10 protein-coding genes are annotated in these 26,079 nt (G+C 75.6%); 8 read left to right on the top strand and 2 right to left on the bottom strand.

Annotated elements, in window-relative coordinates; genetic code table 11:
• The first annotated feature begins 234 nt into the window (after window positions 1-234).
• From ABZY33_RS17770 to ABZY33_RS17735, 8 genes are all read left to right on the top strand, one after another.
• Window positions 235-498 (top strand): phosphopantetheine-binding protein, encoded by a 264-nt coding sequence (locus ABZY33_RS17770; protein WP_356492513.1) that lies wholly within the window; start codon window positions 235-237, stop codon window positions 496-498.
• Window positions 489-1,739, top strand: a complete 1,251-nt coding sequence (locus ABZY33_RS17765; RefSeq protein ID WP_356492512.1) for a cytochrome P450 — start codon at window positions 489-491, stop codon at window positions 1,737-1,739. The genes ABZY33_RS17770 and ABZY33_RS17765 overlap by 10 nt, the downstream gene beginning before the upstream one ends.
• Entirely contained in the window at window positions 1,736-2,473 is a 738-nt protein-coding gene (locus tag ABZY33_RS17760; RefSeq protein WP_356492511.1) for an alpha/beta fold hydrolase, read from the top strand. The genes ABZY33_RS17765 and ABZY33_RS17760 overlap by 4 nt, the downstream gene beginning before the upstream one ends.
• A gap of 52 nt (window positions 2,474-2,525) precedes the next feature.
• Window positions 2,526-5,630 carry a type I polyketide synthase gene (locus ABZY33_RS17755; protein WP_356492510.1) on the top strand — a complete coding sequence of 1,035 codons (3,105 nt, stop codon included), beginning with the start codon at window positions 2,526-2,528 and terminating at the stop codon, window positions 5,628-5,630.
• Window positions 5,631-5,670: 40 nt separating this feature from the next.
• Window positions 5,671-11,289 (top strand): SDR family NAD(P)-dependent oxidoreductase, encoded by a 5,619-nt coding sequence (locus ABZY33_RS17750; RefSeq protein ID WP_356492509.1) that lies wholly within the window; start codon window positions 5,671-5,673, stop codon window positions 11,287-11,289.
• Between the two features lie 9 nt (window positions 11,290-11,298).
• A complete protein-coding gene (locus ABZY33_RS17745; RefSeq protein WP_356492508.1) occupies window positions 11,299-17,943 on the top strand; it encodes a type I polyketide synthase in 6,645 nt (2,214 codons plus the stop codon).
• 5 nt (window positions 17,944-17,948) lie between these two features.
• Window positions 17,949-21,059: an acyltransferase domain-containing protein gene (locus ABZY33_RS17740; protein WP_356492507.1), complete on the top strand. Its 3,111-nt coding sequence runs from the start codon at window positions 17,949-17,951 to the stop codon at window positions 21,057-21,059.
• Between the two features lie 95 nt (window positions 21,060-21,154).
• Window positions 21,155-24,445, top strand: a complete 3,291-nt coding sequence (locus ABZY33_RS17735; protein ID WP_356492506.1) for an AMP-binding protein — start codon at window positions 21,155-21,157, stop codon at window positions 24,443-24,445.
• 18 nt (window positions 24,446-24,463) lie between these two features.
• Here the strand turns inward: ABZY33_RS17735 and ABZY33_RS17730 are convergent, their stop codons facing one another.
• Complete coding sequence (locus ABZY33_RS17730; RefSeq protein ID WP_356492505.1) at window positions 24,464-25,240, bottom strand: MerR family transcriptional regulator; 777 nt, start codon at window positions 25,238-25,240, stop codon at window positions 24,464-24,466.
• A gap of 4 nt (window positions 25,241-25,244) precedes the next feature.
• Complete coding sequence (locus ABZY33_RS17725; protein ID WP_356492504.1) at window positions 25,245-26,045, bottom strand: alpha/beta hydrolase; 801 nt, start codon at window positions 26,043-26,045, stop codon at window positions 25,245-25,247.
• Between the last annotated feature and the right edge of the window lie 34 nt (window positions 26,046-26,079).

The raw sequence follows: 26,079 nt of genomic DNA, 5'->3' as shown, positions 1-26,079 counted from the left end.
ATGCCGAGGTTCCCCGCGTTCACGTACGACGAGCAGAGCGCGCCCACCGTGGTGCGGCCGGCCTCCGGGGCGCCAGCATGCGGGCCGGCCCCCGCCCCCTCAACCCCGCCGGCCGGCCGGGTCCCGGGGGCCGCCGGTCCGGTGCCGGGGGACGCGCATTCAGGCCACACTCCGACTGGCCGTGCAGAGAATGCGTCTCGCCGGCGGGACAGCCAGGGGAAGGAACGAGCGCACATGGATGCGGAGCCGCACGTGGTCCGGGAATCACTGGCACAGGACATAGCCGAACTGTGGAAGGAACACCTCGACTGTCCCGACGTCGCGGTCGACGACGACTTCTTCGCGCTCGGCGGCAATTCGCTGACCGGAATAAAGATCATCGACCGGATCACGCGGGACCACGGCGTCCAGCTCTCCGTCCGCGACTTCTACGTGGCGCAGACCCCCGCCCGGGTCGCCGAACTGATCGAGCGGGGGAGGGCCGGGGCGTGCGGCTGACACCGGGCGCCGGGCGCGACCTCGACCTCGGCCGCGTCGACCTGTTCGACCTGGACCTCTACGCGACGGGCGATCCGCACCGGGTCTGGGACGTCATGCGGGCCAAGGCGCCCCTGCACCACCAGGTCCTGCCCGACGGACGGGAGTTCTGGTCGGTGACCCGCTACGAGGACGTCTGCCGCGTCCTCGGCGACCACCGGGAGTTCACCTCGGAGCGCGGCACCGTCTGCACCCACCTCGGGACGGACGACGTCGCGGCGGGCACCCTCCTGACCTCGACCGACCCGCCCCGCCACACCCAGGTCCGCCGGGCGATCGGCGCCGTGCTCACCGCCCGGGCCGTGGCGCCCTGGGAGGACCGGATCCGCAGGGCGATCGTGCGCTTCCTCGAACCGGCGCTCGACGGCACCCCCTTCGACCTCGCCGAACAGGCACTGCTCCTGCCGGCGATCGTCACCGGCCCCCTGCTCGGCATCCCCGAGCGGGACTGGGCCGAACTGGTCCAGCTCACCGCGATGGTGACGGCCCCCTCCGACCCGCACTTCCAGCACGGCAGCACGGCCGCGACGCTCGCCATCGCCCACCACGAACTCGTCACCTACGTCACCGAGTGGGTGCGGCGCAGGCGGGCGGGCGGCGAGGAGGACGGCAGCCTCCTCGACCACCTCATGACCCTCAGCGCGGGCGGCGCCCCGCTGAGCGACGAGGAGATCGCCCTCGACGGCTACAGCATCCTCCTGGGCGCCAACGTGACGACCCCGCACACCGTCTCGGGCACGGTGCAGGCCCTCATGGAGCGGCCCGAACAGTTCGAGAAGGCGCAGGCCGACCCGGGGCTGGTGGCGAACCTGGTCGAGGAGGGGCTGCGCTGGACCTCGGCCGCCTGCAACTTCATGCGGTACGCGGTCGACGACGTGCACATCGGCGGCGGCACGGTCCCGGCCGGCGGCGCCGTCGTCGCCTGGATCGGCTCGGCCAACCGGGACGAGACCCGCTTCCCCGACCCGCACCTCTTCGACATCACGCGCAGCGGTGCCAAGCGCCAGGTCGCCTTCGGGTACGGACCGCACTTCTGCATCGGCGCCCCGCTGGCCCGGCTGACACTGCGCGTCTTCTTCGAGGAACTGCTCCAGCGGTTCGGCTCCCTCGAACCGGCCGGCCCGCCCCAGCACCTGCGGTCGTACTTCATCGCCGGGCTGACCCACCTCCCCGTCCTCGCCCAGAAACGGCTGACGCCATGACCACCGGCCCCACCACCGCCGCGTCGCCCTGGTTCGTCCGGCCGCGCTCCGCCGACCCCGCCGCCCGCCTCTTCTGCTTCCCCTTCTCCGGCTCCGGCGCCTCGGCCTTCAGCGCCTGGCCGCAGGCGCTCGGCGACGTCGAGATCTGCCCCGTACAGTTCCCCGGCCGCGAGAACCGCCTCGGCCACCCCCACTACGGCACCTACGAGAACCTCGCCGCCGCCCTGGCCGAAGCGCTGGAGCCGCTCCTCGACCGGCCGTTCGCGTTCTTCGGGCACTGCGCGGGCGCACTGCCCGCGTACGAGACCGCGCTGCGCCTCGCCGCACACGGCCTGCCGGGACCCGACCGCCTCTTCGTCTCGGGCCAGCCCGCCCCGCACGACGCGGCACGCGACCGGATGCTCGCCCTGTCCGAACCCGAACTGCGCGCCGAGGTCGCCGGATTCGTCCGCGGCCGGGGCATCGAACCGCGCCCGGACATGGTCGACCTGGGCCTGTCCGTGCTGCTGCGCGACCACGCCGCCGCCCGCGCCTACCGGCGGCCCGAACCGGCCCCCGTCGGCTGCCCCGTCGTCGTCCTGCACTGGCGCGACGACCCCGACGTGAGCCTCGACGCGCTCCAGGGCTGGCGCCGGTACGCCGACACGGTCGACTTCCGCGTGATCGACGGTGGCCACTACGACTTCATGGACGCGCCGGACGACCTGCGCGCGCTGCTGACCCGTTGGCGATGAGAGCGGTGCCGAGCGCGGGAGCCGTACGCCGAGAAGACCGGGAGGGAATCCGATGAGCGGTGCTACGAGGGGTGTCACGGGGGACGCGGCCGCCGGTGTCGCCGTCGTCGGGATGGCGTGCCGCTTCCCCGGTGTGGACGGCCCCGACGACTTCTGGCGCCTGTTGGACGAGGGCCGCTCGACCGTCGGCCGTTTCCCCGCGCGCCGCTCGGCCGACGCCCGCCACCGCGCGCACGCGGACGCCGCCACCCTGGACGCGGGCTCGTTCTTCGACGCCGTCGACGGGTTCGACGCGGAGTTCTTCGGCACGTCCCCGGCCGAGGCCGCCGCCATGGACCCCGTCCAGCGGCTGGGCCTCGAACTCGCCTGGGAGGCCGTCGAGGACGCCCGCGTCCCGGCGGGCACGCTCGCCGGCCGCGAGGTCGACGTCCTGGTCGGCGCCGCGCCCTCCGGGTACGAGCAGTTGCGCGAGCGGTCCGGCGGCGGCCGGGACGACCCCTACGCCGCGCTCGGGTCGAGCGGCGCGCTGATCGCCAACCGGATCTCGCACCTCTTCGACGTCCGCGGCATGAGCCTGTGCGCGGACTCGGGCCAGTCCTCCTCGCTCGTGTCGCTGGCGCTCGCCTGCGACCGGATCCGCGGCGGCGCCGTCGACCTGGCGCTCGTGGGCGGCGTGCAGCTGATCGCCGATCCGGCGACGGGGACCGGCCTGGCGAATCTGGGCGCCCTCTCGCCCGACGGCCGCTGCTTCACCTTCGACGAACGGGCCAGCGGCTTCACCCGCGGCGAGGGCGGGGCGTTCGTCCTGCTGAAGCGGCTCGACCTCGCCCTCGCCGACGGCGATCACCTCTACGCGGTGGTGCGCGGCTGGGGCGTCGCCAGCGGCGGGGCGTCCAGCCGGATGCCGGACCCGAGCCCCGCGGGACAGGCGGCGGCGGTGCTGTCCGCACTCGGCCGCGCGGCCGTCGCGTTCGACAGCGTCGACTACGTGGAGGCCCACGGCACCGGCACCCGGCGCGGCGACCCGGCCGAACTGGCCGGGCTGCGCGAGGTGTCGCGCGCGCAGGCCCGCACCCGCCCCCTGGTGATCGGCTCGGCCAAGACGAACGTCGGGCACCTGGAACCGGCCGCGGGGATCGTCGGCTTCGTGAAGGCGGCGCTCTGCGTGGAGCGCGCGCGGCTCGTCCCCAGTCTGAACTTCCGCGCCCCCAACCCGGCCGTCCCCGGCTTCGGCCAGGACTTCGAGGTCCTTCAGCGGGCCCGCCCCTGGCCGGGCACGGCCACCCGGCCGCGGCGCGCGGGGGTGTCGGCGTTCGGCATGGGCGGCACCACCGCCCACGTGATCCTCGAACAGCCCCCCGAGCAGACCGACGCGGCCGGGCCCGCCCCCCGCGCCACCCCCCGGGTGGCGCCCCTGGTGCTCTCGGCGCGCTCGGAGCCTGCCCTGCGGGAACAGGCGGCCCGGCTGCGGGACCACCTGGCCGCGGACCCGGCGCTCCCGCTCGCCGACGTCGGGCACTCGCTGGCGGTGACCCGGTCGGCGTTCGCGCACCGTGCGGTGGTGCTGGGCGGCGACCGGGACGAGGCGCTGGCCGGTCTCGGCCTGGTGGCGGCGGGCGAGGGCGGGGCACGGGTGGTGCGCGGGGCCGCCGAGGGCCCCGCGGGCCCGGTCGTCTTCGTCTTCCCCGGCCAGGGTTCGCAGTGGCCGGGCATGGGCCGGCGGCTGTACGCGGAGTCGGAGGTCTTCGCGCGCTCGATCGACGCGTGCGAGAAGGCTCTGGCGCCCTGGGTGGACTGGTCCCTGGTGGACGTGGTGACCGGCGCGGAGCCGGCCGTCCCGCTGGAGCACGGGGACGCCGTCGTCCAGCCCGCGCTCTTCGCGATGATGGTCTCCCTGGCGCGGGTGTGGGAGTCGTTCGGCGTGGTCCCCGACGCGGTGGTCGGCCACTCGCAGGGCGAGATCGCCGCGGCCTGCGCGTCCGGAGCGCTCGGTCTCGACGACGCGGCGCGGATCGTCGCCCTGCGCAGCAAGGCACTGACCGAACTGGCCGGCCAGGGCGGGATGACCGCGGTGGCCGCGCCCCTCGCCCAGGTCGAGGAGCGGCTGCGGCCGTGGGCGGGGCGGCTCTCCGTCGCCGCGGTCAACGGGCCGGCATCCGTGGTGATCTCCGGGGACCCCGAAGCACTCGACGGCTTCCGCGCGGCGGCGTCCGCCGACGGGATCCGGGTACGCCGGGTCAGGATCGACTACGCCTCCCACTGCCACCAGGTCGAACGCATCCGGGACCGCGTGCTGGAGGCCACCGGGGGCATCACGCCGCGGCGGACGCCGGTGGCGTTCCACTCCACGGTCACCGGCGAACCGCTCGACACGCGCGGACTCGACAGCGCGTACTGGTACGACAACCTCCGCTCGGTGGTGCGCTTCGGCGACGTGGTCGCCAGACTGATGCGCGAGCGCGGCGGCGTCTACGTGGAGGTCAGCCCGCACCCCGTGCTCCAGGTGGCGATGGAGGAGGCGGCCGACGCCCTGCCCGCCCCGCCCGTCGTCGTCGGCACCCTCGACAAGCACGACGGAAGCGCGGCCCAGGTCCTTTCGTCGCTGGCCGCACTGCACGTGCGGGGCACGCCGGTCGACTGGGCTGCGGCCTTCGCCGCGGACCGGCCGCGCCGGACCGCCCTGCCGACCTACGCGTTCCAGCGGCAGCGGTACTGGCCGACGGCGCCCGGCGAGAGCGGCACCGCGGACGGCGCCGGCGCACCGGAGCCGGACACCGCGCCGGCGGCCCCCACCACGCGGGCGTCGGTCCTCACCCTCGTGTGCGACGAGGCGGCGGCGCTGCTGAGCGCGGCGCACCCGGAGCTGACGGGCACCGCACTCGCGGCGCGGCCGGCCGAGACCTTCAAGGCCCTCGGCTTCGACTCCCCGCTCGCCGTGGGGCTCCGCAACCGGCTCACGGCGGCCACCGGCGTACGGCTGCCGGCCACCGTCGCGTTCACCTACCCCACCCCGCAGGTGCTCGCCGGCCACCTCTTCGCCCTCCTGCACCCGGCCGAACCGGCCACAAAGGACCCGCACGACCCGCCCGAACGGCACGATCCCGAAAGCGGGAGCGACGACGATCTGTACGCGCTGATCGACCGCGGCTACGTATAACCACACCCGTTCTCACGAGCAAACGTTGGAGGAGGCCCTGGTGGAGGATGTCGACAAGCTCCGGTCCTACTTGCGCCGCGCCGTCGGCGACGCGCAGCACCTGCGCGAGCGGGTGCGCGCGCTGGAGGAGTCCGCCCGCGAGCCGGTCGCGGTCGTGGGCGCGGGGTGCCGCTTCCCCGGCGGTGTGACCTCCCCCGAGGAGCTGTGGGACCTCGTCTCCGGCGAAGTGGACGCGGTGGGCGACTTCCCGCGCGACCGCGGCTGGGACCTGGAGGCGCTCTACTCCCCGGACCCCGGCACGCCCGGGACCACGTACACGCGCTCCGGCGGGTTCCTGTCCGGCCTCGCGGAGTTCGACGCCCCGTTCTTCGGCATCAGCCCGCGCGAGGCGCTGGCCATGGACCCGCAACAACGGTTGCTGCTGGAAACGTCGTGGGAAGCGCTGGAGCGGGCCGGGATCAACCCGGCGGGGCTGCGCGGCTCGGCGACCGGGGTGTTCACCGGGCTCTACGCGGTCGACTACGGCCCGCGGGCGGGCGGCGGGGCCGGCGGTGAGACAGAGGGCTTCGCGCTCACCGGCACGTACACCAGCGTGGCGTCGGGCCGGGTGGCGTACGTCCTGGGGCTCCAGGGCCCCGCGGTCTCGACCGACACCGCGTGCTCGTCGTCGCTGGTCGCCATCCACCAGGCCGTGCGCTCGCTGCGCTCGGGGGAGTGCACGCTGGCGCTGGCCGGCGGGGCGTCGACCCTCCAGACACCGGGGCTCCTCGTCGAACTCGGCCGCCAGCGGGGTCTTTCGGTGGACGGCCGCTGCAAGGCGTTCGCGGACGCGGCGGACGGCACCGGGTTCTCCGAGGGCGCCGGCATGCTGGTCCTGGAGCGGCTCTCGGACGCCCGGCGCAACGGACGCCGCGTCCTCGCCGTGATCCGCGGCTCGGCGGTCAACCACGACGGCGCCTCCAACGGCCTGACCGCACCGAACGAACTGGCGCAACGCAGCGTCATCCGCGCGGCCCTGACCGACGCCGGACTGACAGCGTCCGACGTGGACGCGGTCGAGGCGCACGGCACCGGCACGACACTGGGCGACCCGCTGGAGGCGGAGGCGCTGCTCGCCACGTACGGGCAGGACCGCGAGGGCCAACACCCCTTGTGGCTAGGGTCGTTGAAGTCGAACATCGGGCATACGCAGGCGGCCGCCGGGGTCGGCGGACTGCTCAAGATGGTCATGGCGATGCGCCACGGCACCCTGCCCAGAACGCTGCACGTCGACCGGCCCTCCACGCACGTGGACTGGTCGACGGGGGCGGTCGAGCTGCTGACCGGGGCCCGGGAGTGGACCGCGGCTTCCGGGCGGCCCCGGCGGGCCGGGATCTCCGCCTTCGGGATCAGCGGCACCAACGCCCACCTGATCCTGGAACAGGCCCCGCAGGACGAGGCGGCGGCAGAGACCGCCTCCCGGACTGAGCACACCGACGGGGAGCCGGTGCCGCTGGTCCTGTCGGCGCGCACGGAGCCGGCGCTGCGCGCGCAGGCGCACAAGCTGCGGGAGCGCATCGCGGCGGACGCGGACCTGTCGCTCACCGACGTGGGCCACGCCCTGGTGACGACCCGCTCCCTGTTCGAACACCGCCAGGTCGTGATCGGTGCCGGGCGGGACGACGTGCTCGCCGCCCTGGCCGCCGTCGCCGGCGGCGCGGAGGGCGACCCCGCCCGGGTGGTGAGCGGGGTGGCCGGCTCCGCGGGCCCCGCCGTGTTCGTCTTCCCCGGCCAGGGCACGCAGTGGGCCGGGATGGGCCGCGAACTGTGCGCGGCCTCCCCGGTGTTCGCGCGCCGCATGCGGGAGTGCGCCGACGCGCTCGCCCCGTACGTGGACTGGTCCCTCCTCGACGTGCTCGGCGACGCCCGGGCCCTGGAGCGGGTCGACGTCGTCCAGCCCGCGCTGTGGGCCGTGATGGTGTCGCTGGCCGAGGTGTGGCGCTCGTACGGCGTGCGGCCCGCGGCCGTCGTGGGCCACTCGCAGGGCGAGATCGCCGCCGCCTGCGTCGCGGGCGCCCTGTCGGTCGAGGACGCCGCGAAGGTGGTGGCGCTCCGTTCGAAGGCCATCCTGCGGCTCGCGGGCCGCGGCGGCATGGTGTCGGTCGCGCTGCCGGAGGCGCAGGTACGGGCACGCCTGACGGACGGGCTGTCCGTCGCCGCGGTCAACGGGCCCTCCTCCGTCGTCGTCTCGGGCGACGTGGCCGCACTGGACGCACTGCTCGCCGCCTGCGCGGCGGACGACGTACGCGCCCGCCGCCTCGCCGTGGACTACGCCTCGCACTCCGCGCACGTGGAAGCCCTCCACGACGAACTGCGTCAGGTGCTGGCGGGCCTGCGGCCGCGTACGGGCGAGGTGCCGTTCTTCTCCACGGTGACGGCCGACTGGCTCGACACGAAGGAGCTGGACGCCGCGTACTGGTACACCAACCTGCGCCGGCCGGTCCGCTTCGAGGAGGCCACCCGGGCCCTCGCCGGGCAGGGCTTCCGTCTCTTCGTCGAGGCGTCGGCCCACCCCGTGCTGACGGTCGGCATGGAACAGACCCTGGACGGCGCGGGCGCCGAGGCCACCGTCGTGGGCACGCTGCGCCGCGGCGAGGGCGGCCTCGCGCGCTGGTACCGGTCGGCGGCGGAGGCCTTCGTGGCGGGCGCGGAAGTGGCGTGGGAACCGGCGTTCGGGACCCGGACCGGCCAGCCCGCCGAACTCCCCACCTACGCCTTCCAGCGGCAGCGCTACTGGCTGGACGCGCCCCGCGAGACCAGCGCGGCCGGCACCTCGGACCACCCCCTGCTCGACGCCGTGATCGAACTGCCCGGCGACGCGGAGCGCGGCGCGGTCGCGGGCAGCGGACGCCTCTCGCTGGAGCGCCACCCGTGGCTCGCCGGCCACGTGGTCCACGGCGCCGTCCTGGTGCCGGGCACCGTGCTGCTGGAGCTGGCGGCCTGGGCGGCGGAGAAGGCCGGCTGCGACGTCATCGACGAACTCACCCTGGAGACCCCGCTGGTGCTCTCCCGCACCGCCGAGCGCGAACTGCGCGTCCAGATCGACGCCAAGCGGGTGATCAGCGTCCACTCGCGGGGTCCGGGCGAGGAGGGGTGGACCCGCAACGCCGTCGGGGTCGCCGGGCCCGACACCACCGGCGCCCCCGAGACGGAGGGCCTCGCGCTCTGGCCCCCCGCCGGAGCGAGCGGCGTGTCCTTCGCGGACGGCTCCGCCGCCCCCGGCCCTGACGCCGGGCCGCTCCCGCCCGGGGTGCGGCAGGTGTGGCGTCGCGGCGACGCCCTGTTCGCGGAGGTGGAGCCGCCCGCGTCCGAGTCCGCGGCGCCGGGCCGGTTCCGGATCCATCCGGCGCTGCTGCACGCCGCGCTGGCCCCGGCCGGCCCGGGCGGCCTCACCGGCCCCGCGCCGGCCGACGGATGGGCGCCGTTCCGCTGCAAGGGGCTGCGGCTGCGTGCCGCCGCGCCGGCCGCCCTGCGCGTGCGCCTCGCGCCGGCGGGGGAGGACACCCTGTCCCTCACCGTCGCCGACCAGGACGGAGCGCCGCTCGGCGGCATCGCGTCCCTGAGCCTGCGCCCGGTGGACGCGCAGCAACTGGCCGAGCTGAGCTTCGACCACCAGGACGCCCTGTTCCAGGTGGAGTGGGCGCCCCTCCCCGACGCGCCGGCGGAACCCGGCCGCGACACCGCCCCAGCATCCCGGTACGCGGTGCTGGGCGCGTCCGCCGGGGCCGGGGCCCTGGACGGGCACGCAGCCGTCTTCGCCGACCTCGGCGAACTCGCCGCACACGAGGGCGGGATACCCCCGGTCGTCATCGCGGACGCTGATGGGCCGGCCGCGGACGGCGACGCAGCGCCGGGGGCGCCCGAGGCCGTCGAGCACCACCTCCACCAGGTGCTGCGGTGGACCCGGGGCTGGCTCACCGAGGAGCGGTTCCGCGACGCGCGCCTGGTCATCGTGGTGCGCGGGGAGGTCCAGGACGCGGGGGCGTCCCGCCCCGACCCCGCGGCGGCCGCGGTCCAGGGGTTCGTGCGCTCCGCACAGACCGAGAATCCCGGCCGGTTCACGCTCGTGGACACCGACGACGAACCGGCCTCGTGGGCGTGCCTGCCGGCGGCGGTCGGCTCCGGAGAACCCCAGCTCAGGATCCGCTCCGGCCAGGTGACCACCCCCCAACTGGTCCGCGCCCGGGGCGCGTCCCCCGGCCACGCACCCTTCGGCGCCCCCTCGGACGAGGCCCTCACCCCGGCTGCCGGCAGCCCGGCGGAGCCGCCTGCCGACCGCGCCGGGACGGTGCTCGTCACCGGCGGCACCAGCGGTCTGGGCGCCCTGCTGGCCCGCCACCTCGTCCAGCGGCACCGGGTCCGCCGCCTGGTGCTGACCAGCAGACGCGGACCTGACGCCCCGGCCGCCGCGGAGCTGCGGGCGGAGCTGACCGCGGCCGGGGCCCAGGTCTCCGTCGTGGCCTGCGACGTCACCAGCCGGGCGGAGGTCGCCGCCCTGCTCGCGGCCGTGCCGCCCGCGCACCCGCTGACGGCGGTCGTCCACTGCGCGGGCGTCCTGGACGACGGCGTCGTCGAGGCGCTGACCGAGGACCGCCTGGACGCCGTCCTCGCCCCGAAGGTGCGCGGCGCCTGGCACCTGCACGAACTGACCCGGCACCTGGACCTCTCCGCGTTCGTGCTGTTCTCCTCGGTCGCGGGCGTGCTCGGGACGGCCGGCCAGGCCAACTACGCGGCGGCCAACGGCTACCTCGACGGCCTCGCGCAGACCCGCCGGGCCGCCGGACTGCCCGCCGCCTCGCTGTGCTGGGGGCTGTGGGCGGAGCGCAGCGCGATGGTCGCCGGGCTCGGCGAGACGGACGTCGTACGGCTGCGCCGGCAGGGCGTCCTGCCGATGGCGTCGCGGGAGGGGCTCGCCCTCTTCGACGCGGCGCTGGCCCGGGACGAGGCGGTGCTGGTGCCCGCCCGGCTCCACCTGCACGGGCCCGACGCGCCACAGGCCGCCCGGCTGTCGGCGCCGCTCCTGCGCGCGTTGACCGGGCCGGACACCGGAGCGGACGGCATGCGGAGCCAGGACGGCTCCGGCAGCGGAGGACTCGCACAGCGGCTGCGGTCACTGCCGCCGGCCGACGCCGAGGCGGCGCTGCTCGACGCCGTGCGGAGCCAGACCGCGAGCGTCCTCGGCCATGCCGACGCCGGACGGATCGGCCCCGGCGCCACGTTCAAGCAGCTGGGCGTCGACTCGCTCACGGCCCTGGAACTGCGCAACAGGCTCGCGGTGGCGACCGGCCTGAAGCTGCCCGCCACCCTCGTCTTCGACCATCCGAACCCGATCGCCCTCGCGCTGTTCCTGAACGCGGGCCTGACCCCCGGCGCCGAGGCGGACCCCGTCTCCCCGGCCGGCGACCTGGTCCAGGAGATCGAAGGGCTCGGCACCCGGCTGGAGGGCGCGGTCCCCGGCCTCGGCGAGGAGGACCTGACCACCATTTCGACGCTGCTCGGCGAGTTGCAGGGCCGAGTCCGTTCGCTGACGAGCGCCGGCGCGCCGGCCGGCCTCGTCGACCGGATCAGTTCGGCCTCCGCGGGAGAGCTCCTCTCGCTGCTGGACCAAGAGCTCGGCTAGGGGAGAGCGATGACGAACGACAGCAACGCCGATGTGCTCGACTACCTCAAGCGGACCTCGATCGAACTGGTCGAGACCCGCAAGCGGCTGCGCGAACTGACGCAGGCCGCCGCCGAACCCGTCGCGGTCGTCGGGGCCGCCTGCCGCTTCCCGGGCGGGGCGGCCTCCCCCGAAGCGCTGTGGGAACTGGTGCGCGACGGCGCGGACGCCGTCTCGGACTTCCCCCGGGACCGCAACTGGGACCTGGCGGGCCTCTACCACCCCGACCCGGACCGGCCCGGCACCTGCTACACCCGCTCGGGCGGCTTCCTGGACGACGCGGGCGACTTCGACGCCGACTTCTTCGGGATCAGCCCGCGCGAGGCGCTCGCCGCCGACCCGCAGCAGCGGCTGCTCCTGGAGACCTCCTGGGAGTCCCTGGAGCGCGCCGGCATCGACCCGCACACCCTGCGCGGCAGCGACACCGGCGTCTTCGCCGGCCTCGCCTACTTCGGCTACGGCAACCACTTCGAGACCCCGGAGGCCATCTCGGGCTACGCACAGCTGGGCTCGCTGCTGAGCGTGGCCTCCGGCCGGGTGTCGTACGCGCTCGGCCTGGAGGGCCCCGCCGTCTCGACCGACACGGCGTGCTCGTCGTCGCTGGTCGCCGTCCACCAGGCGGTCCAGTCGCTGCGCCTGGGCGAGTGCGGCCTCGCGCTGGCCGGCGGCGTCACCGTCGTCGCGACGCCGCAGGTGTTCCGGGAGTTCGCGCGGCAGCGGGGCCTTTCGGTGGACGGGCGGTGCAAGGCGTTCGCGGACGCGGCGGACGGCACCGGCTTCTCCGAGGGCGCCGGCATGCTGGTCCTGGAGCGGCTCTCGGACGCCCGGCGCAACGGGCACCACATCTGGGCGGTGATCCGCGGCTCGGCGGTCAACCAGGACGGCGCCTCGAACGGCCTGACCGCGCCGAACGGACCGGCGCAGCAGCGCGTCATCCGCTCCGCGCTCGCCAACGCCCGGCTGCGGGCGTGCGACGTGGACGCGGTGGAGGCGCACGGCACCGGCACCACGCTGGGCGACCCCATCGAGGCAGGGGCGCTGCTCGCCACGTACGGCCAGGAGCGCGAGGGCCGACCCCCGCTGTGGCTCGGCTCGTTGAAGTCGAACATCGGCCATACGCAGGCGGCCGCCGGGGTCGGCGGAGTACTCAAGATGATCATGGCGATGCGCCACGGCACCCTGCCCAGGACCCTCCACGTCGACCGCCCCTCGACCCACGTGGACTGGTCGGCCGGGGCGGTGGAGCTGCTGACCGAGACCAGAGAGTGGACCGCGGCACCCGGACGGCCCCGGCGGGCGGGCATCTCCGCCTTCGGCGCCAGCGGCACCAACGCCCACCTGATCCTCGAAGAGGCCCCGCCGCAGGAGGCGCCCGAGAAGACTCCCGAGCCCGGCCCGACCGATCAACTCCCCTTCACATCAGGTGAGTTGGTGCCGTGGGTGGTCTCGGCGCGGTCGGAGCGGGCGCTGCGCGCGCAGGCGGAGCGGCTGCGCGCGTTCGCCGCCGACGGGCCGCACGCCGAACTCGCGGAGATCGGCCGGTCCCTTGCGACACACCGGGCGGCCTTCGAGCACCGAGCGGTGGTGCTGGGGCGCGGCAGGGACGACCTGCTGAGCGGCCTCGCGGCCCTGAGCGAGGGCACGGAGAGCGCCGGCGTGGTGCGCGGCGTCGCCGGCGAACCCGGCGGCACCGTCTTCATGTTCCCCGGCCAGGGCTCCCCCTGGGCCGGCGCGGCACGCGAGCTGTACGACACCTTCCCCGTCTTCGCCCGCAGCCTCGACGAGACCTGCCGGCACTTCGACGCCCACCTCCCCTTCGCCCTGAAACCCCTGCTCCTCACCGACGAACCCGCGCCGCGCGAGCGCACGGACATCGCCCAGCCGGCCCTGTTCGCCCTCCAGATCGCCCTGTACCGGCTGCTGACGCGGTACGGCCCGCCGCCCGCCCGCCTGATCGGCCACTCGGTCGGCGAGATCGCCGCCGCCCATGTCTCCGGCGTCCTGGACCTGGACAGCGCGACCCGGCTGGTCGCCGCGCGCGGACGGGTCATGCAGACCGTCACCGAGCCCGGCGCCATGCTGGCGGTACGCGCCTCGGAAGCCGAGGTGACCGCCCTGTTCGGCGCGGACGACCGGATCGGCGTCGCCGCCGTCAACGGCCCGGAGTCGGTCGTCGTCTCCGGCCTGCGCGAACCGGTCCACGCCCTGCGGGACCGGCTCCTCGCCGCCGGCACATCGGCGAAGCTGCTCCCGGTCGACCACGCGTTCCACTCCCCGCTCATGGACCCGGTCCTGGCGGAGTTCGCGGCGGCGCTCGGTGAGCTTCCCGCGGGCGAGATGACGGTACCCACCGTCTCGACCAGGCTCGGCCGCGAGGCCACACTCCAGGAGCTGGCCTCCGCGGAGCACTGGGTGGACCACGTCCGCGCACCCGTCCGCTTCTACGAGGCACTGACCCGCGCCCGCGCGGCCGGCGCGGACGTCTTCGTCGAAGTGGGGCCGGGCGCCACCCTCACGGGCCTCGCCAAGGACGCCTTCGCCGCCGACGGCACCACCGACGTAACGGTCCTGTCCGCGGCCCGGCGCGACCGCGGTGCGACGCATGCCCTCACCCGCGCGCTGGCCGAACTGCACGTGCGGGGCGCGGCCGTGGACTGGGACGCCGTGTTCGGGCCGCGCCGGCCGGTGGACCTGCCGACCTACGCGTTCCAGCGGCAGCGGTACTGGCTGGACTTCCTCGCCGGGACCCGGCCCGCCGACGTCGTCGCGGCCGGCCTCGCCACACCGCGGCACCCCCTCCTCTCCGCCGTGCTGGAGCACCCCGGCACCGGCGACACCGTCTTCACCGGCCGCTGGTCCCTGCGCACCCACGACTGGCTGGCCGACCACACCGTCTTCGGCGCCGCCGTCGTCCCGGCCACCGCCCAGCTGGACCTGGCGCTGTCGGCGGGCGAGCACGTCGGCTGCCCCGCGGTCGAGGAACTCACCCTCGAAGTGCCCCTGGTGCTCCCCGACACGGGCGCCGTGCAGGTGCGGGTCGCCGTCGGCGCGGCGGACGAGAGCGGCCGGCGCACCCTGGAGGTGTACGCGCGCCCCGACGAGGAGGACCCGGAGGGCGAGGGCGCGGCGACCGACGGCTGGACCCGGCACGCGCGGGGGAGCCTGGGCCCGGGCACCCCGCCCGCCGACACCTCACGGACGCTCGCCGCCTGGCCGCCCGCCGGGGCGAGCCGGCTCGACTTCGACGGCCTCTACGACTCCTTCGCGGACGCCGGGTTCGACTACGGCCCCGCCTTCCGCGGACTGCGCGAGGTCTGGCGCCGCGGCGACGACCTCTTCGCCCTCGCCACCCTGCCCCCGGCGGCCGAGACCGCGGCCGACGGCGCGTTCGCGCTGCACCCGGCGCTGCTCGACACCGTCCTGCACGCCGCGGTGGCCGGCCGCGTCGTCGAGGTGACGGACGAACAGGGGTGGATGCCCTTCTCCTGGTCCGGCGTGCACCTGTTCCAGGAGGGCGGCACGACCGTCCGGGTCCGGCTCACCCCGGCCGGTGAGGGCGTCGTGTCCCTGGCCGTCGCCGACGAACACGGCCGCGACATCGCCCGTATCGCGTCGCTGACGTTCCGCCCGGCGAGCGCCGCGCAGCTCCGTCCGGCACACGGCGGGCGGCCACCGCTGTACGAGACGCAGTGGCGGCCGGCCCCGCAGCGCGCACGCGAAGCCTCCGGCGAACGCTGGGACGTCCTCGGCGCGCGGCACGGCCTGGCCGCCCGGCTCACCGAACGGGCCGACGAGCAGGGCCCCTTGCGCCCCTTCCTCCACACATCCCTGGACGAGGCCCTGTCGCACGCGGCCCCCCGCCACCTCGTCCTCTGCCTGGACGACGTCCTGGCCGACGCCCAGGCCACCGACCCCGGCCCAGACCCCGACCCCGGTCCGCCGGCCGCCGTCGCCGCCGCGGGCCGCCACGTCCTGGAGCACGTGCAGCGGTTCCTCGCCGAGGAGACGTTCACCGGGTCCACGCTGGTGGTCCTCACCCGCCTGGCCCTCGCCACCGGCCCGGGGGAGGGCGTCGAGAGCCTGCCCGGCGCATCCGTCTGGGGCCTGGTCCGCTCCGCGCAGACCGAACACCCCGGCCGGTTCCGGCTGGTGGACACCGACGACGACCCCGCCTCCTGGGCCCGCCTCCCCGAGGTGCTGGCCAGCGGCGAGGAGCAGTCGGCGCTGCGCGGCGGCGCCCACCTCGTCCCCCGGCTGGCCCCGGCCGCACCGGCCGCGCACCGGCTCGGCCCCCCGCCGGCCGGCGCCCACCGGCTGGGCATCCCGCACACCGGCACGCTGGAGAACCTGACCTGGGTGCCGTCCCCCGAGGCGCAGGCGCCCCTCACCGGCGGACAGGTCCGCATCGCCGTCCAGGCCGCGGGGCTCAACTTCCGCGACGTCACGATCGCCCTGGGCCTCGTCGAGCGCACGGCCATCGACGCAGGTCTCGGCACCGAGGGCGCCGGCACCGTGCTGGAGGTCGCCGACGATGTGCCGCACCTTGCCCCGGGCGACCGGGTGACCGGCATCTTCACCGGCGCCTTCGGCTCCGTGGCCGTCGCCGACCACCGCCTGCTCACCCCCGTCCCCGACGGATGGAGCCACGCCGAGGCGGCCTCCATGCCGACCGCCTTCCTCACCGCCTACTACGCGCTGTGCCACGTGAAGCAGGTCACGAAGGGACAGCGCGTCCTCATCCACGCCGCGGCGGGCGGCGTCGGCATGGCCGCCGTCCAACTGGCCCGCCACCTCGGCGCCGAGGTCTACGCGACCGCGAGCCCCGCCAAGTGGCCCGCCCTGCGCCGGCTGGGCCTGGACGACGCGCACCTGGCCTCCTCCCGCGACCTGGAGTTCGCCGGGCGGTTCCTGGACGCCACCGGCGGCCGCGGCATGGACCTCGTACTGAACTCCCTCGCGCACCGCTTCGTCGACGCGTCGCTGACCCTCCTTCCGCGCGGCGGGGACTTCGTCGAGATGGGCAAGACGGACCTGCGCGACCCCGGCCAGGTGGCGGCCGCGCACCCGGGCGTCGACTACCGGGCCATCGACCTCTACGCGGCGGGCCCCGACGCCATCCACGCGATGTTCCGAGCCGTCATGGACCTGTTCGCCGCCGGACGGCTCCGCCTGTCCCCGGTCTCCGTGCGCGGCATCCGCGACGCGCGCACGGCGTTCCGCGAGATGAGCCAGGGCCGCCACGTCGGGAAACTCGTCCTGGAGACCGGCGACGGCCTCGGCGGCGGCACCGTCCTGGTCACCGGCGGGACCGGCGGAGTCGGCTCCCTGGTGGCCCGGCACCTCGTCGCCGCACACGGTGTACGGAGCCTGCTGCTGGCGAGCCGGCGCGGCCCCGCGGCCGACGGGGCGCCCGAACTGGTCGCGGAGCTCGAACGGGCCGGGGCGGCCGTCCGCGTCGTGGCCTGCGACGTCGCGGACCGGGACGCCGTCGCGGAGCTGCTCGCGACGATGCCGCCCCGGTATCCGCTGACCGCCGTCGTGCACGCCGCGGGCGCCCTGGCGGACGGCACCGTCGAGACCCTCACCCCGCAGAGCCTCGACCACGCCCTGCGCGCCAAGGCCGGCGGCGCACTGCACCTGCACGAACTGACCCGGGACCACGCCCTGTCGGCGTTCATCCAGTTCTCCGCCCTCGCGGGCACGCTCGGCACCGCGGGACAGGCGAACTACGCCGCCGCCAACGGCCTCCTGGACGGCCTCGCCGCCCACCGCCGGGCCGCGGGACTGCCCGGCACCGCCCTGTGCTGGGGCTGGTGGGAGGAGAGCAGCGGCATGGCCGGGGGCCTGGACCAAGCCGGCCGGAACCGGCTGCGGCGGACGGGGATCGCCCCGATGCCGACGCCCGAGGCACTGGCCCTGTTCGACGCGGCGCGCGCACTCGGCACGCCGGTCCTCGTCCCGGCCCGCATCGACCTCGCCGCCCTGCGCGGGCGCGGCGGCCCCGCACTGCCGCCCCTGCTGCGCGACCTGGCCGACGACGGCCGCCCGCGCCGCACCAGGGAACACCCGGCCAAGGACGCGGGCGCCCCCGCGCTGCCGGCTCGGCTCACCACCCTGCCCGCGGACGAGGTGGCGCCGGCCGTCCTGGACTGGCTTCGCGACCAGGTCGCCTTCGTCCTCGGCCACCCGAGCGGGGCGGCCGTCGACACCGACCTGGCCTTCACCCAGCTCGGCTTCGACTCGCTGACCTCGGTCGAACTCTGCAACCGCCTCGCCGCCTCGACCGGTCTGCGCCTGCCGTCCACCCTCGTCTTCAGCTACCCGACCCCCCGCGAACTGGGCGAGCACCTGTCCGCTCTGCTGCGCCCCGCCCCGGACCCGCGACCGGCCGACGACGCGGAGCTGCGCGAAGTACTGCGGACCGTCTCCCTCGACCGGCTGCGCGAGGCGGGCCTCCTGGAGCCGGTACTGGCGTGCGCCGAGGGGTCCCGGCCGGATTCCGGTCAGCAACCACCGGACACGGGCGCGGACGTGAGCGTGGACCCGGGCCCGGACGTACTTGCGGCCCTGGACCTGGAAGCACTGGTCGGCCTGGCTCTGGACGAGAAGAGGTAATCGACATGACCCACTCCACGGAACCCGCGGCGGACGGCGCGGACCGGATCCAGCGGGCGCTGCGCACCCTCCTGGAGGAGCGCGACCGGCTCCGGCAGGAGAACGACGCCCTGAAGGCCGGCCGCGGCGAGCCGGTCGCCGTGGTGGCCATGGCCTGCCGCTACCCCGGGAACGTGACGACGCCCGAGGAGCTGTGGGACGTGCTCCGCGAGGGCCGGGACGTCGTGGACACCTTCCCGGCCGACCGCGGCTGGCGCGACGTCTACGACCCGGACCCCGACGCCACCGGCCGCTCCACCACCCGGCACGGCGGATTCCTGACCGACGCCGCCGGATTCGACGCCGACTTCTTCACCATCAGCCCGCGGGAGGCGCTGGCCGTCGACCCGCACCACCGGTTGCTCCTGGAAACCTCGTGGGAGGCGTTCGAGCGGGCCGGGATCGTCCCCGCCCAGGTGCGCGGCACCGACGTCGGCGTCTTCACCGGGGTCAGCTCGTCCGAGTACGGCTGGCGCTTCCTGGAGAGCGCCCAGCAGGAGCTGGAAGGCCATCTGCTCTACGGCAGCGCGCTCAGCGTCGCCTCCGGCCGGGTCGCCTACGAACTGGGGCTGACCGGACCGGCGGTGTCGGTGGACACGGCCTGCTCCTCCTCCCTGGTCGCCCTGCACCTGGCGGCGCAGTCCCTGCGCGCCGGCGAGTGCTCGCTCGCCCTGGCGGGCGGCGCGTCGGTGATGTCGACCCCCGCGTTCTTCGTGGAGTTCTCCCGGCAGCGCGCCCTGTCGGCCGACGGCCGCTGCAAGGCCTTCGCGGCCGGCGCCGACGGGACCGGCTGGGCCGAGGGCGTGGGCGTGCTGCTGCTGGAGCGGCTCTCGGACGCCCGCCGCAACGGCCATCCGGTCCTGGCGGTCCTGCGCGGCTCCGCGGTCAACCAGGACGGCGCCAGCAACGGCCTGACCGCCCCCAACGGCCGCGCCCAGGAGCAGGTGATCCGCAAGGCCCTGGCCAACGCGGGGGTCGCGGCCCGCGACGTGGACCTCGTCGAGGCCCACGGCACCGGAACCGTACTGGGCGACCCCATCGAGGCCGGCGCCCTGCTGGCCACCTACGGGCAGGACCGCCCGGCGGACCGGCCCCTGTGGCTGGGGTCCCTGAAATCCAACCTCGGCCACGCCATGGCCGCCGCCGGGGTCGGCGGCGTCATCAAGACCGTACTGGCGCTGCGCCACGGCCACCTGCCCCGCACGCTGCACGTGGACACACCCTCCCCGCACGTGGACTGGTCCGCGGGCGGCGTCGAACTCCTCGTGGAGGGACGCGCATGGCCGCACACGGACGGCCCCCGCCGGGCCGGGGTCTCGTCGTTCGGGGTCAGCGGCACCAACGCCCACGTGATCCTGGAGGAGGAACCGGCGCCGCTGCCGACGGACGAGCCCGCCGACGGCCCGGCCGTGGCCGGCGGGCTCCTGCCCTGGGCGGTGTCGGCCAAGAGCGAGGCGGCACTGCGCCAACAGGCCCGCAGACTCCGCGAGTTCGCCACCGCCCGGCCGGACGCGGACCTCGCGGAGATCGGCTGGTCGCTGGCGTCGAGCCGGTCGCACTTCGCGCGGCGCGCGGTGGTGCTGGGCCGCGACCGGGACACGCTCCTCGCGGGCCTCGACGCGCTGAGCGAGGGCACGGACTCACCCGCGGTGGTGCGCGGTACCGCCGTGAAACCCGGGGGCGTCGCCTTCGTCTTCCCCGGACAGGGCTCGCAGTGGGCCGGCATGGGCCGGCAGCTGTACGACACCTTCCCCGTCTTCGCCCGGAGCCTCGACGCGTGCGCGGCCGCGCTGGCCGAGTGGGTCGACTGGTCGCTGCTCGACGTGGTGCGCGGCGCGCCCGGGGCGCCGCCCCTGGACCGGGTCGACGTGGTGCAGCCGGCCCTGTTCTCCGTGATGGTGTCCCTGGCCGCCCTGTGGCGGTCCTGGGGCGTGGAGCCGGCCGCGGTGGTCGGCCACAGCCAGGGCGAGATAGCCGCCGCCCACGTGTGCGGTGCGCTGACCCTGCGGGACGCCACCAGGATCGTGGCGCTGCGCAGCAAAGCCCTGGTGGACCTGGTCGGGCACGGCTCCATGGCGTCGGTCGCCGAGTCCGCGGAGCTGGTGGAGCGCCACCTGGCGCCGTGGAGCGGCCAGGTGAGCGTCGCCGTCGTCAACGGACCGCGCTCCGTGGTGGTGTCCGGGGAGCCCGACGCCCTCGACGAGTTCGTCGAGAAGATGCGGGCGGAAGGGATCCAGGCACGGCGGATAGCGGTCGACTACGCCTCCCACTCCCCGCACGTGACCCGCGTCCGCGACCAGGTGCGCGACGCGCTGTCCGGGGTCCGCCCGGCCACCTCGGCGCTGCCCTTCTACTCGACGCTGCACGGCGAGGCCGTCGACACCGCCCGCCTGGACGGCGCGTACTGGTACGACAACCTGCGCGAGAAGGTCCTCTTCGAGCCCGCCGTCCAGCAGCTGGCGCGGGACGGTGTCCGGGTCTTCGTCGAGATGAGCCCGCACCCCGTCCTGACCGTCCCCGTGCAGGAGACGGTCGAGGACATCGACGACGCCCTGGTCCTCTCCTCGACCCGGCGGGAGCGGGACGAGGTCGAGGCCCTGCTCGGCTCGCTGGCCCAGCTCCACGCCCGGGGCGGAACGGTGCGGTGGGACGCCCTGTTCGGGGAGCGCCGGCGGGTGGAGCTGCCGACCTACGCGTTCCAGCGGCAGCGGTACTGGCTGAACTCCACGTCCACGGCGGCGGCGGAGGTACCCACGGCGGAGCCGGCCGCCGACACCGGGCCCGTGCTCTCGCTGCCGGACCTGATCCGGGGCCTGGGCGACGAGGAGGCGGCGGCGCTCGTCCTCGACCACGTCCGCGACAAGGTCGCCGTCGTCCTCGGCCGTACCTCCGCCGCGTCCATCGGCGCCGACCAGGAGTTCAAGGAGCTGGGCTTCGACTCGCTCCTCTCCGTGGAGCTGAGCAAACGCCTCGCCGCGTCGAGCGGACTGCGGCTGCGGCCCAACCTCGTCCTGCGCCACCCGTCACCGCGCCAGGTCGCCACCCACCTCCTGACCGCGCTCGCGGAAGACCGCTGACCGCGCCCCGGCCGGGGCCGTCCCGCCGGCGGGACAGCGCAAGGCCCGCCGGCGGCTGTCCCGCCCGGTCCCCGGACGCCTTGAACGGCCCGTCCGTGGCCCGGAAGGGTGGGGGTTCCTTCCGTTCTCCGCTGTGCCGACCTGTTTTTGCCGAGGGGTTGATCCGTGTGCGTTCGTTCGCTGCGTCGTCTGCGCATAAAGGGCTGTGGCTGGCCGAGGACATGTCTCCGGACACGCTGAACCATGCGCTGACCATGTGGGATGTGGACGGCGACCTGGACGCCGCGGTCATGGAGTCCGCGTTCCTGCACGTCATGGACGAGGCGGAGGTGCTGCGCGTCACCTTCGCCGACGACGGCGACGGGCTGCGGCTGACCCCCAGGGAGCTGGGCGACTGGCGGCCCTTCTTCCTCGACGTCAGCACCGCGGACGACCCGGAGCGGGCGGCCCGCGAGGCGCTGGCCGACATCGTGCGCCGGCCGTTCGACCTCGGCCGGGACCTGCTGATGCGGCTGGGCGTGGTCCGGCTCGCGGCGAACCGCTCCCTCGTCGTGCTCGCCTACCACCACCTCGTCTCCGACGGGTTCGGCACCGGCGGTCTGCTGTCGCGGCGGCTCGCCGAGGTGTACACGGCGCTGGCCCGCAGGGAGCGGGTGCCGCGGCCGGAGCACGCCTGGGACACCGAGTCGTTCACCGCCGAGGCCGCCGCCTACCTCTCCTCCCGGCAGTTCACCGACGACACCGGCTTCTGGCGCGACTACCTCAAGGACGCGCCGGCGCCCGCACAGCTCCCGCGCGTCGCCCTGTCCGAGGCGCGGCGGACCGAGCTGGACGAGCCGACGGGCCCCGCCGACCGCTGGGGCCGGCTGAGCGAACCCATCGGCATGGTGAGCCGCACGCTCAGCGTCCCGCACGCCGAGGCGCAGACCTGGACCCGGGCCGCGCAGTCCATGGGCGTATGGATGTCGTCGATGCTGACCGCCGCCGCCGCGGTGTACTTCCGGCACCGCTGCGACCGTCCGGAGTTCCTGCTCTCCCTGGCCGTCGGCAACCGGGTCGGCGTGGCGAGCAGAACGCCGGGCCTCGCGGTGAACGTGGTGCCGGTGCGGGTGAGCGTCCCGCTCGCGGCGACCTTCAGCGAGGTCGCCGACGCGCTCGGCGACCAGACGTACGACATCTTCGACCACCTCGCCTGCCACTACTCGGAGATCCAGCGCGCGAGCGGGACCGCGCTCGGCGACCGCGGCAGCTTCGGCGCCGTGCTCAACGTCGTCGACTTCGTCGAGCAGCTCCACTTCGCCGGCAGCCCGGCCCGCTACCTCGGCGGGACGACCGGCGCCTTCGACGAACTGTCGATCGCCGTCTACCGGGACGGCACCGCCGACAGCGACCTCCACCTGCGGCTCGACGCCCCCGCCACCCTCTACTCCCGCGCCGAACTGCGCTTCATCGGCGAGGAGTTGATCGCGTACATCCGCGCCCTGGTGGCCGCCGGCGCGCGGCCGGTCGGGGCGCTGGACGTGGTCGGCGCGGCCGAGCGGGACCGGCTGCTGTCGACAGCGCCGGACGACACGGCCGGACAACCGCGGCCGACGGAGCCGACGGTGCCGGAACTCTTCGCCCGCCAGGTGCGCAGGGCGCCCGACGCCGTCGCCCTGGCGGACGGGGAGACCACGCTCTCCTACCGGGAACTGGACGAGCGCGCGGGCCGCGTCGCCGGAGCGCTGCGGCGACGCGGCATCGGTCCCGAGGCCGTTCTCGCCGTCGCGCTGCCCCGGTCCGCCGAGCTGGCCGTCGCCCTGCTCGGCATCGCCCGGGCGGGCGCGGCCGCGCTGCCCGTCGACCCGGCGGCGGACCCGGCCGGACAGCTCGGGCCGGCGCTCGCCGGCACGCCCGTACACGCCTTGCTGACCGGCGCCCCGCCCGGCGAGGCGCTCACCGCGGGCCCGGACGTCCCCGTGTTCCGGCTCGGCGAACTCCTCGCGGAGACCGCGTCCGAACTTCCCGACGCCCCGCCGCACCCGGACGCCCTGCTGGCCGTCGCGTACGGCTCCGCTCCGGACGGCGTCGCGACCGGGATCTCGGTGACCCACCGCGCCGTCCTCCGCCTCGCCCTGGACCGCGACTGCCGCCGGGCCGGCGCCGGCCCGGTGCTGTGGCACACCCCGCCCACCTCCGAGGCGCTCGCGTTCGAGCTGTGGGTGCCCCTGCTGAACGGCGGCCGGGTCGTCGTGGCGCCGTCGGGCGAGCTGGACGCCGACCGCCTGCCCGACCTGTGCGCGGCGTACGGCGGCGCCACGGTGTGGCTGCCCGCGCAGCTGTGCGCGGCCGTCGCCGCGCACCGCCCCGAGCGGCTGGCCGGGCTGCGCGAGGTGTGGACCGGCGGCGACCGGGTGCCCGCGGCGGCGCTGCGCCGGATCCGGGAAGCCTGCCCGCAGGTGACGGTCGTCCACGCGTACGGCCCGGCGCAGCCCCCCGGGTTCGCCGCGGCCCACCGCCTCACCGGCGGCGCGGCGGCCGACCCCGGGGACGCCGTCGGCCGCCCGGCCGACGACAGCGCCCTCTACGTCCTCGGACCGGGCCTCGCGCCCGTCCCGGCCGGTGTCACCGGGGAGCTGTACGTGGCCGGACCCGGTCTGGCGCGCGGCTGCACCGGGCGGCCCGCGCAGACCGCGCGGCACTTCGTGCCCTGCCCGTTCGGCCCGCCCGGTGCCCGTATGTACCGCACCGGCGACCGGGCGCGGTGGGAGGCCGACGGGCGGCTCGGATACGTGGGCCGGGCCGGCAGTCAGGTCGACGTCCGCGGGATCCGGGTCGAGCTGACCGGGATCGAGGAGGTGCTGAGCGAGCACCCCGCCGTGGCCCGGGCGGTCGTCGTCGCGGGCCGGGACGACGCCGGGCAGCAGCGGCTCGTCGCCCACGTCGTCCCGGCGGGCGGGGGCACCGTCGCGGAGGAGGAGCTGCGCCGGTTCGCCGCGGCGCGGCTGCCGAAGACCGTGGTCCCCGCCGTCTTCACGATGCCGGAGCGCCTTCCGGTGACGCCGGGCGGCAGGACGGACCTGGCGGCGCTGCCCGACCCGCAGTGCGACGACGCAACCTACCGGGCACCGCGCAACGACACCGAACGCGTCCTGGCCGCGGCCTTCGCCGAGGTGCTGGAGGTGGAGCGGGTCGGCATCGACGAGGACTTCTTCGACCTCGGCGGCAACTCGCTGCGGGCCATCAGACTGGTCGGCCTGGTCCGGGCCGAACTGCGCCAGGAGCTGTCGATCCGCCGGCTGTTCGCGGCGCGCACCGTCGCGGGCCTGTCGGAGATGTGGCAGGACCTCGCCAAGTCCAGCAGGCCGGCCCTGCGCCGCAGGACGAAGGAGGGCGCGGTGCTGTGACCGCCCGGGCCGTCTCCCTCACTGCTGCGGGATGTCGACCCCGGCCGCCCGCAGCTCCCTCTCCAGCAGCTCGTTCAGCCGGGCGGCGGCCGGTGCCTGGTCCTCCCGGTGGTGGTTGATCAGCCCGTAGCGGGTGGCGGCGTCGGGCCTGGCCCGGAACTCGGCGGGCATCGCCCACAGTTCGAGGCCGGTCAGCAGCTTGGCGGCCAGGGCGGAGGCGAGTTCGGCGAGGCGGGGGTCGTCCGGATCCCATGACTCGGCGTCCTGGCAGCGCTTCATCAGCGCCACGTACTGCGGATCGCCGAGCTGGTGCTCGATCTGGAGCAGGAAGCTGTCGAAGACCTCCGGCACCAGGGCACGGGCCAGTATCAGCGCCTCCTGCTGCAAGGCCACGTAATCGGCGCCGAAACCCAGCTCCGCCAGCCGGTCCAGGGCCGCGCAGGCGCGCTCGGGCAGCAGGAGCCGGTCGCCGGAGGCGAGCCGGTGCAGCACCGCGCGCCGGGCGGTCAGCTCCTCGATCCGTTCGGTGAGCCGCCGCTCGACGTCGTCCAGGGCGGCGGCGAACCGCTCCGGGCCGGCGTCGAGCAGCTCCGCGATCTCGGCCAGCGGCACACCGGCACCGGCGAGGGTGCGCACCTGCACCAGCCGCAGCATGGCGGGCGATCCGTAGCGGCGGTAGCCGGAGGTGTCACGTTCCGGTTCGTCGACGAGGCCGAGCCGGTGGTAGTGGCGCACGGTCTTCACCGTGACGCCGGCGAACGCGGCCACCTGACCGATCGTGAGTCCGTACACCATTTGTTCAGCCGGCTCCTGGTTCGTGGGCGGCCGCGGCCTCGCGTACGGCGTCGGCGACCGCCCGGAAGTCCTTGCGCAGCACCTGGGAGTGGTTGCTCGCGACCTTCGCGCTGACCGCGAGGCGCGGGTTGCGGGCGAGCGCGGGGTCGAGGGCGGCCCGCATCCGCTCCATCTCCTCCTGGCCCCCGCCGAGGCTGGCGCCGGTGGCGAGGACGTAGCGCACCGGGCAGGTGAGGCGGTCGAGGACGGGCCCGATGGCCGCGTTGACCTCGTTGGCCTCGATGTTGATGTCGGCGTGCTGGTCGGCGCTCATCCGGGCGGCCATGCCGAAGGGGCGCACCAGCGGCAGCAGCGGCCGCATCCGGCGGAACAGCCGCCGGATCCGCTCCCGGCCCTCCTCGCCGGTCAGCCCGTACGGGATGGCGCCGTCCACGGCCACCACCGCCAGCGCCCGGTCCGGGTTGCGGTCGGCCCAGTGCACCGCGAGCGCGGCCCCGTAGGACCAGCCGACGAGCAGCGGCCGCTCCACGCCGGTCGCCGCGAGGACGGCGTCGATGTCGGTGAGGCACGCCTCGAAGGAGTAGTCCGCGGACCGCCCGGAGCGGCCGCGGGCCCGCTCGTCGAAGGTGATGTGCCGCCAGCCGGCGCCGAGTTCGGCGATCACGGGCCGCCAGGGCCGGTGGTCGGCGTAGGAGCCGTTGAGGTAGACGAGCGGGCGGCCGGGGCCGCGGGTATCGGTGACGGCCAGGGCCGTGTCGTCGACGGGGACCATGCCGGTCCTGGCCACAGGTGCAGAGCTGGTCATGGGCTCAAGCGTCCACCCTGACCTCGGGGCGGGG

The organism is Streptomyces sp. NPDC006552 (genome assembly GCF_040611655.1).
In the GTDB taxonomy this organism is placed as follows: domain Bacteria; phylum Actinomycetota; class Actinomycetes; order Streptomycetales; family Streptomycetaceae; genus Streptomyces.
Note: the sequence above shows the minus strand (reverse complement) of the source record. Positions and strands in the feature narration are given on the sequence as shown.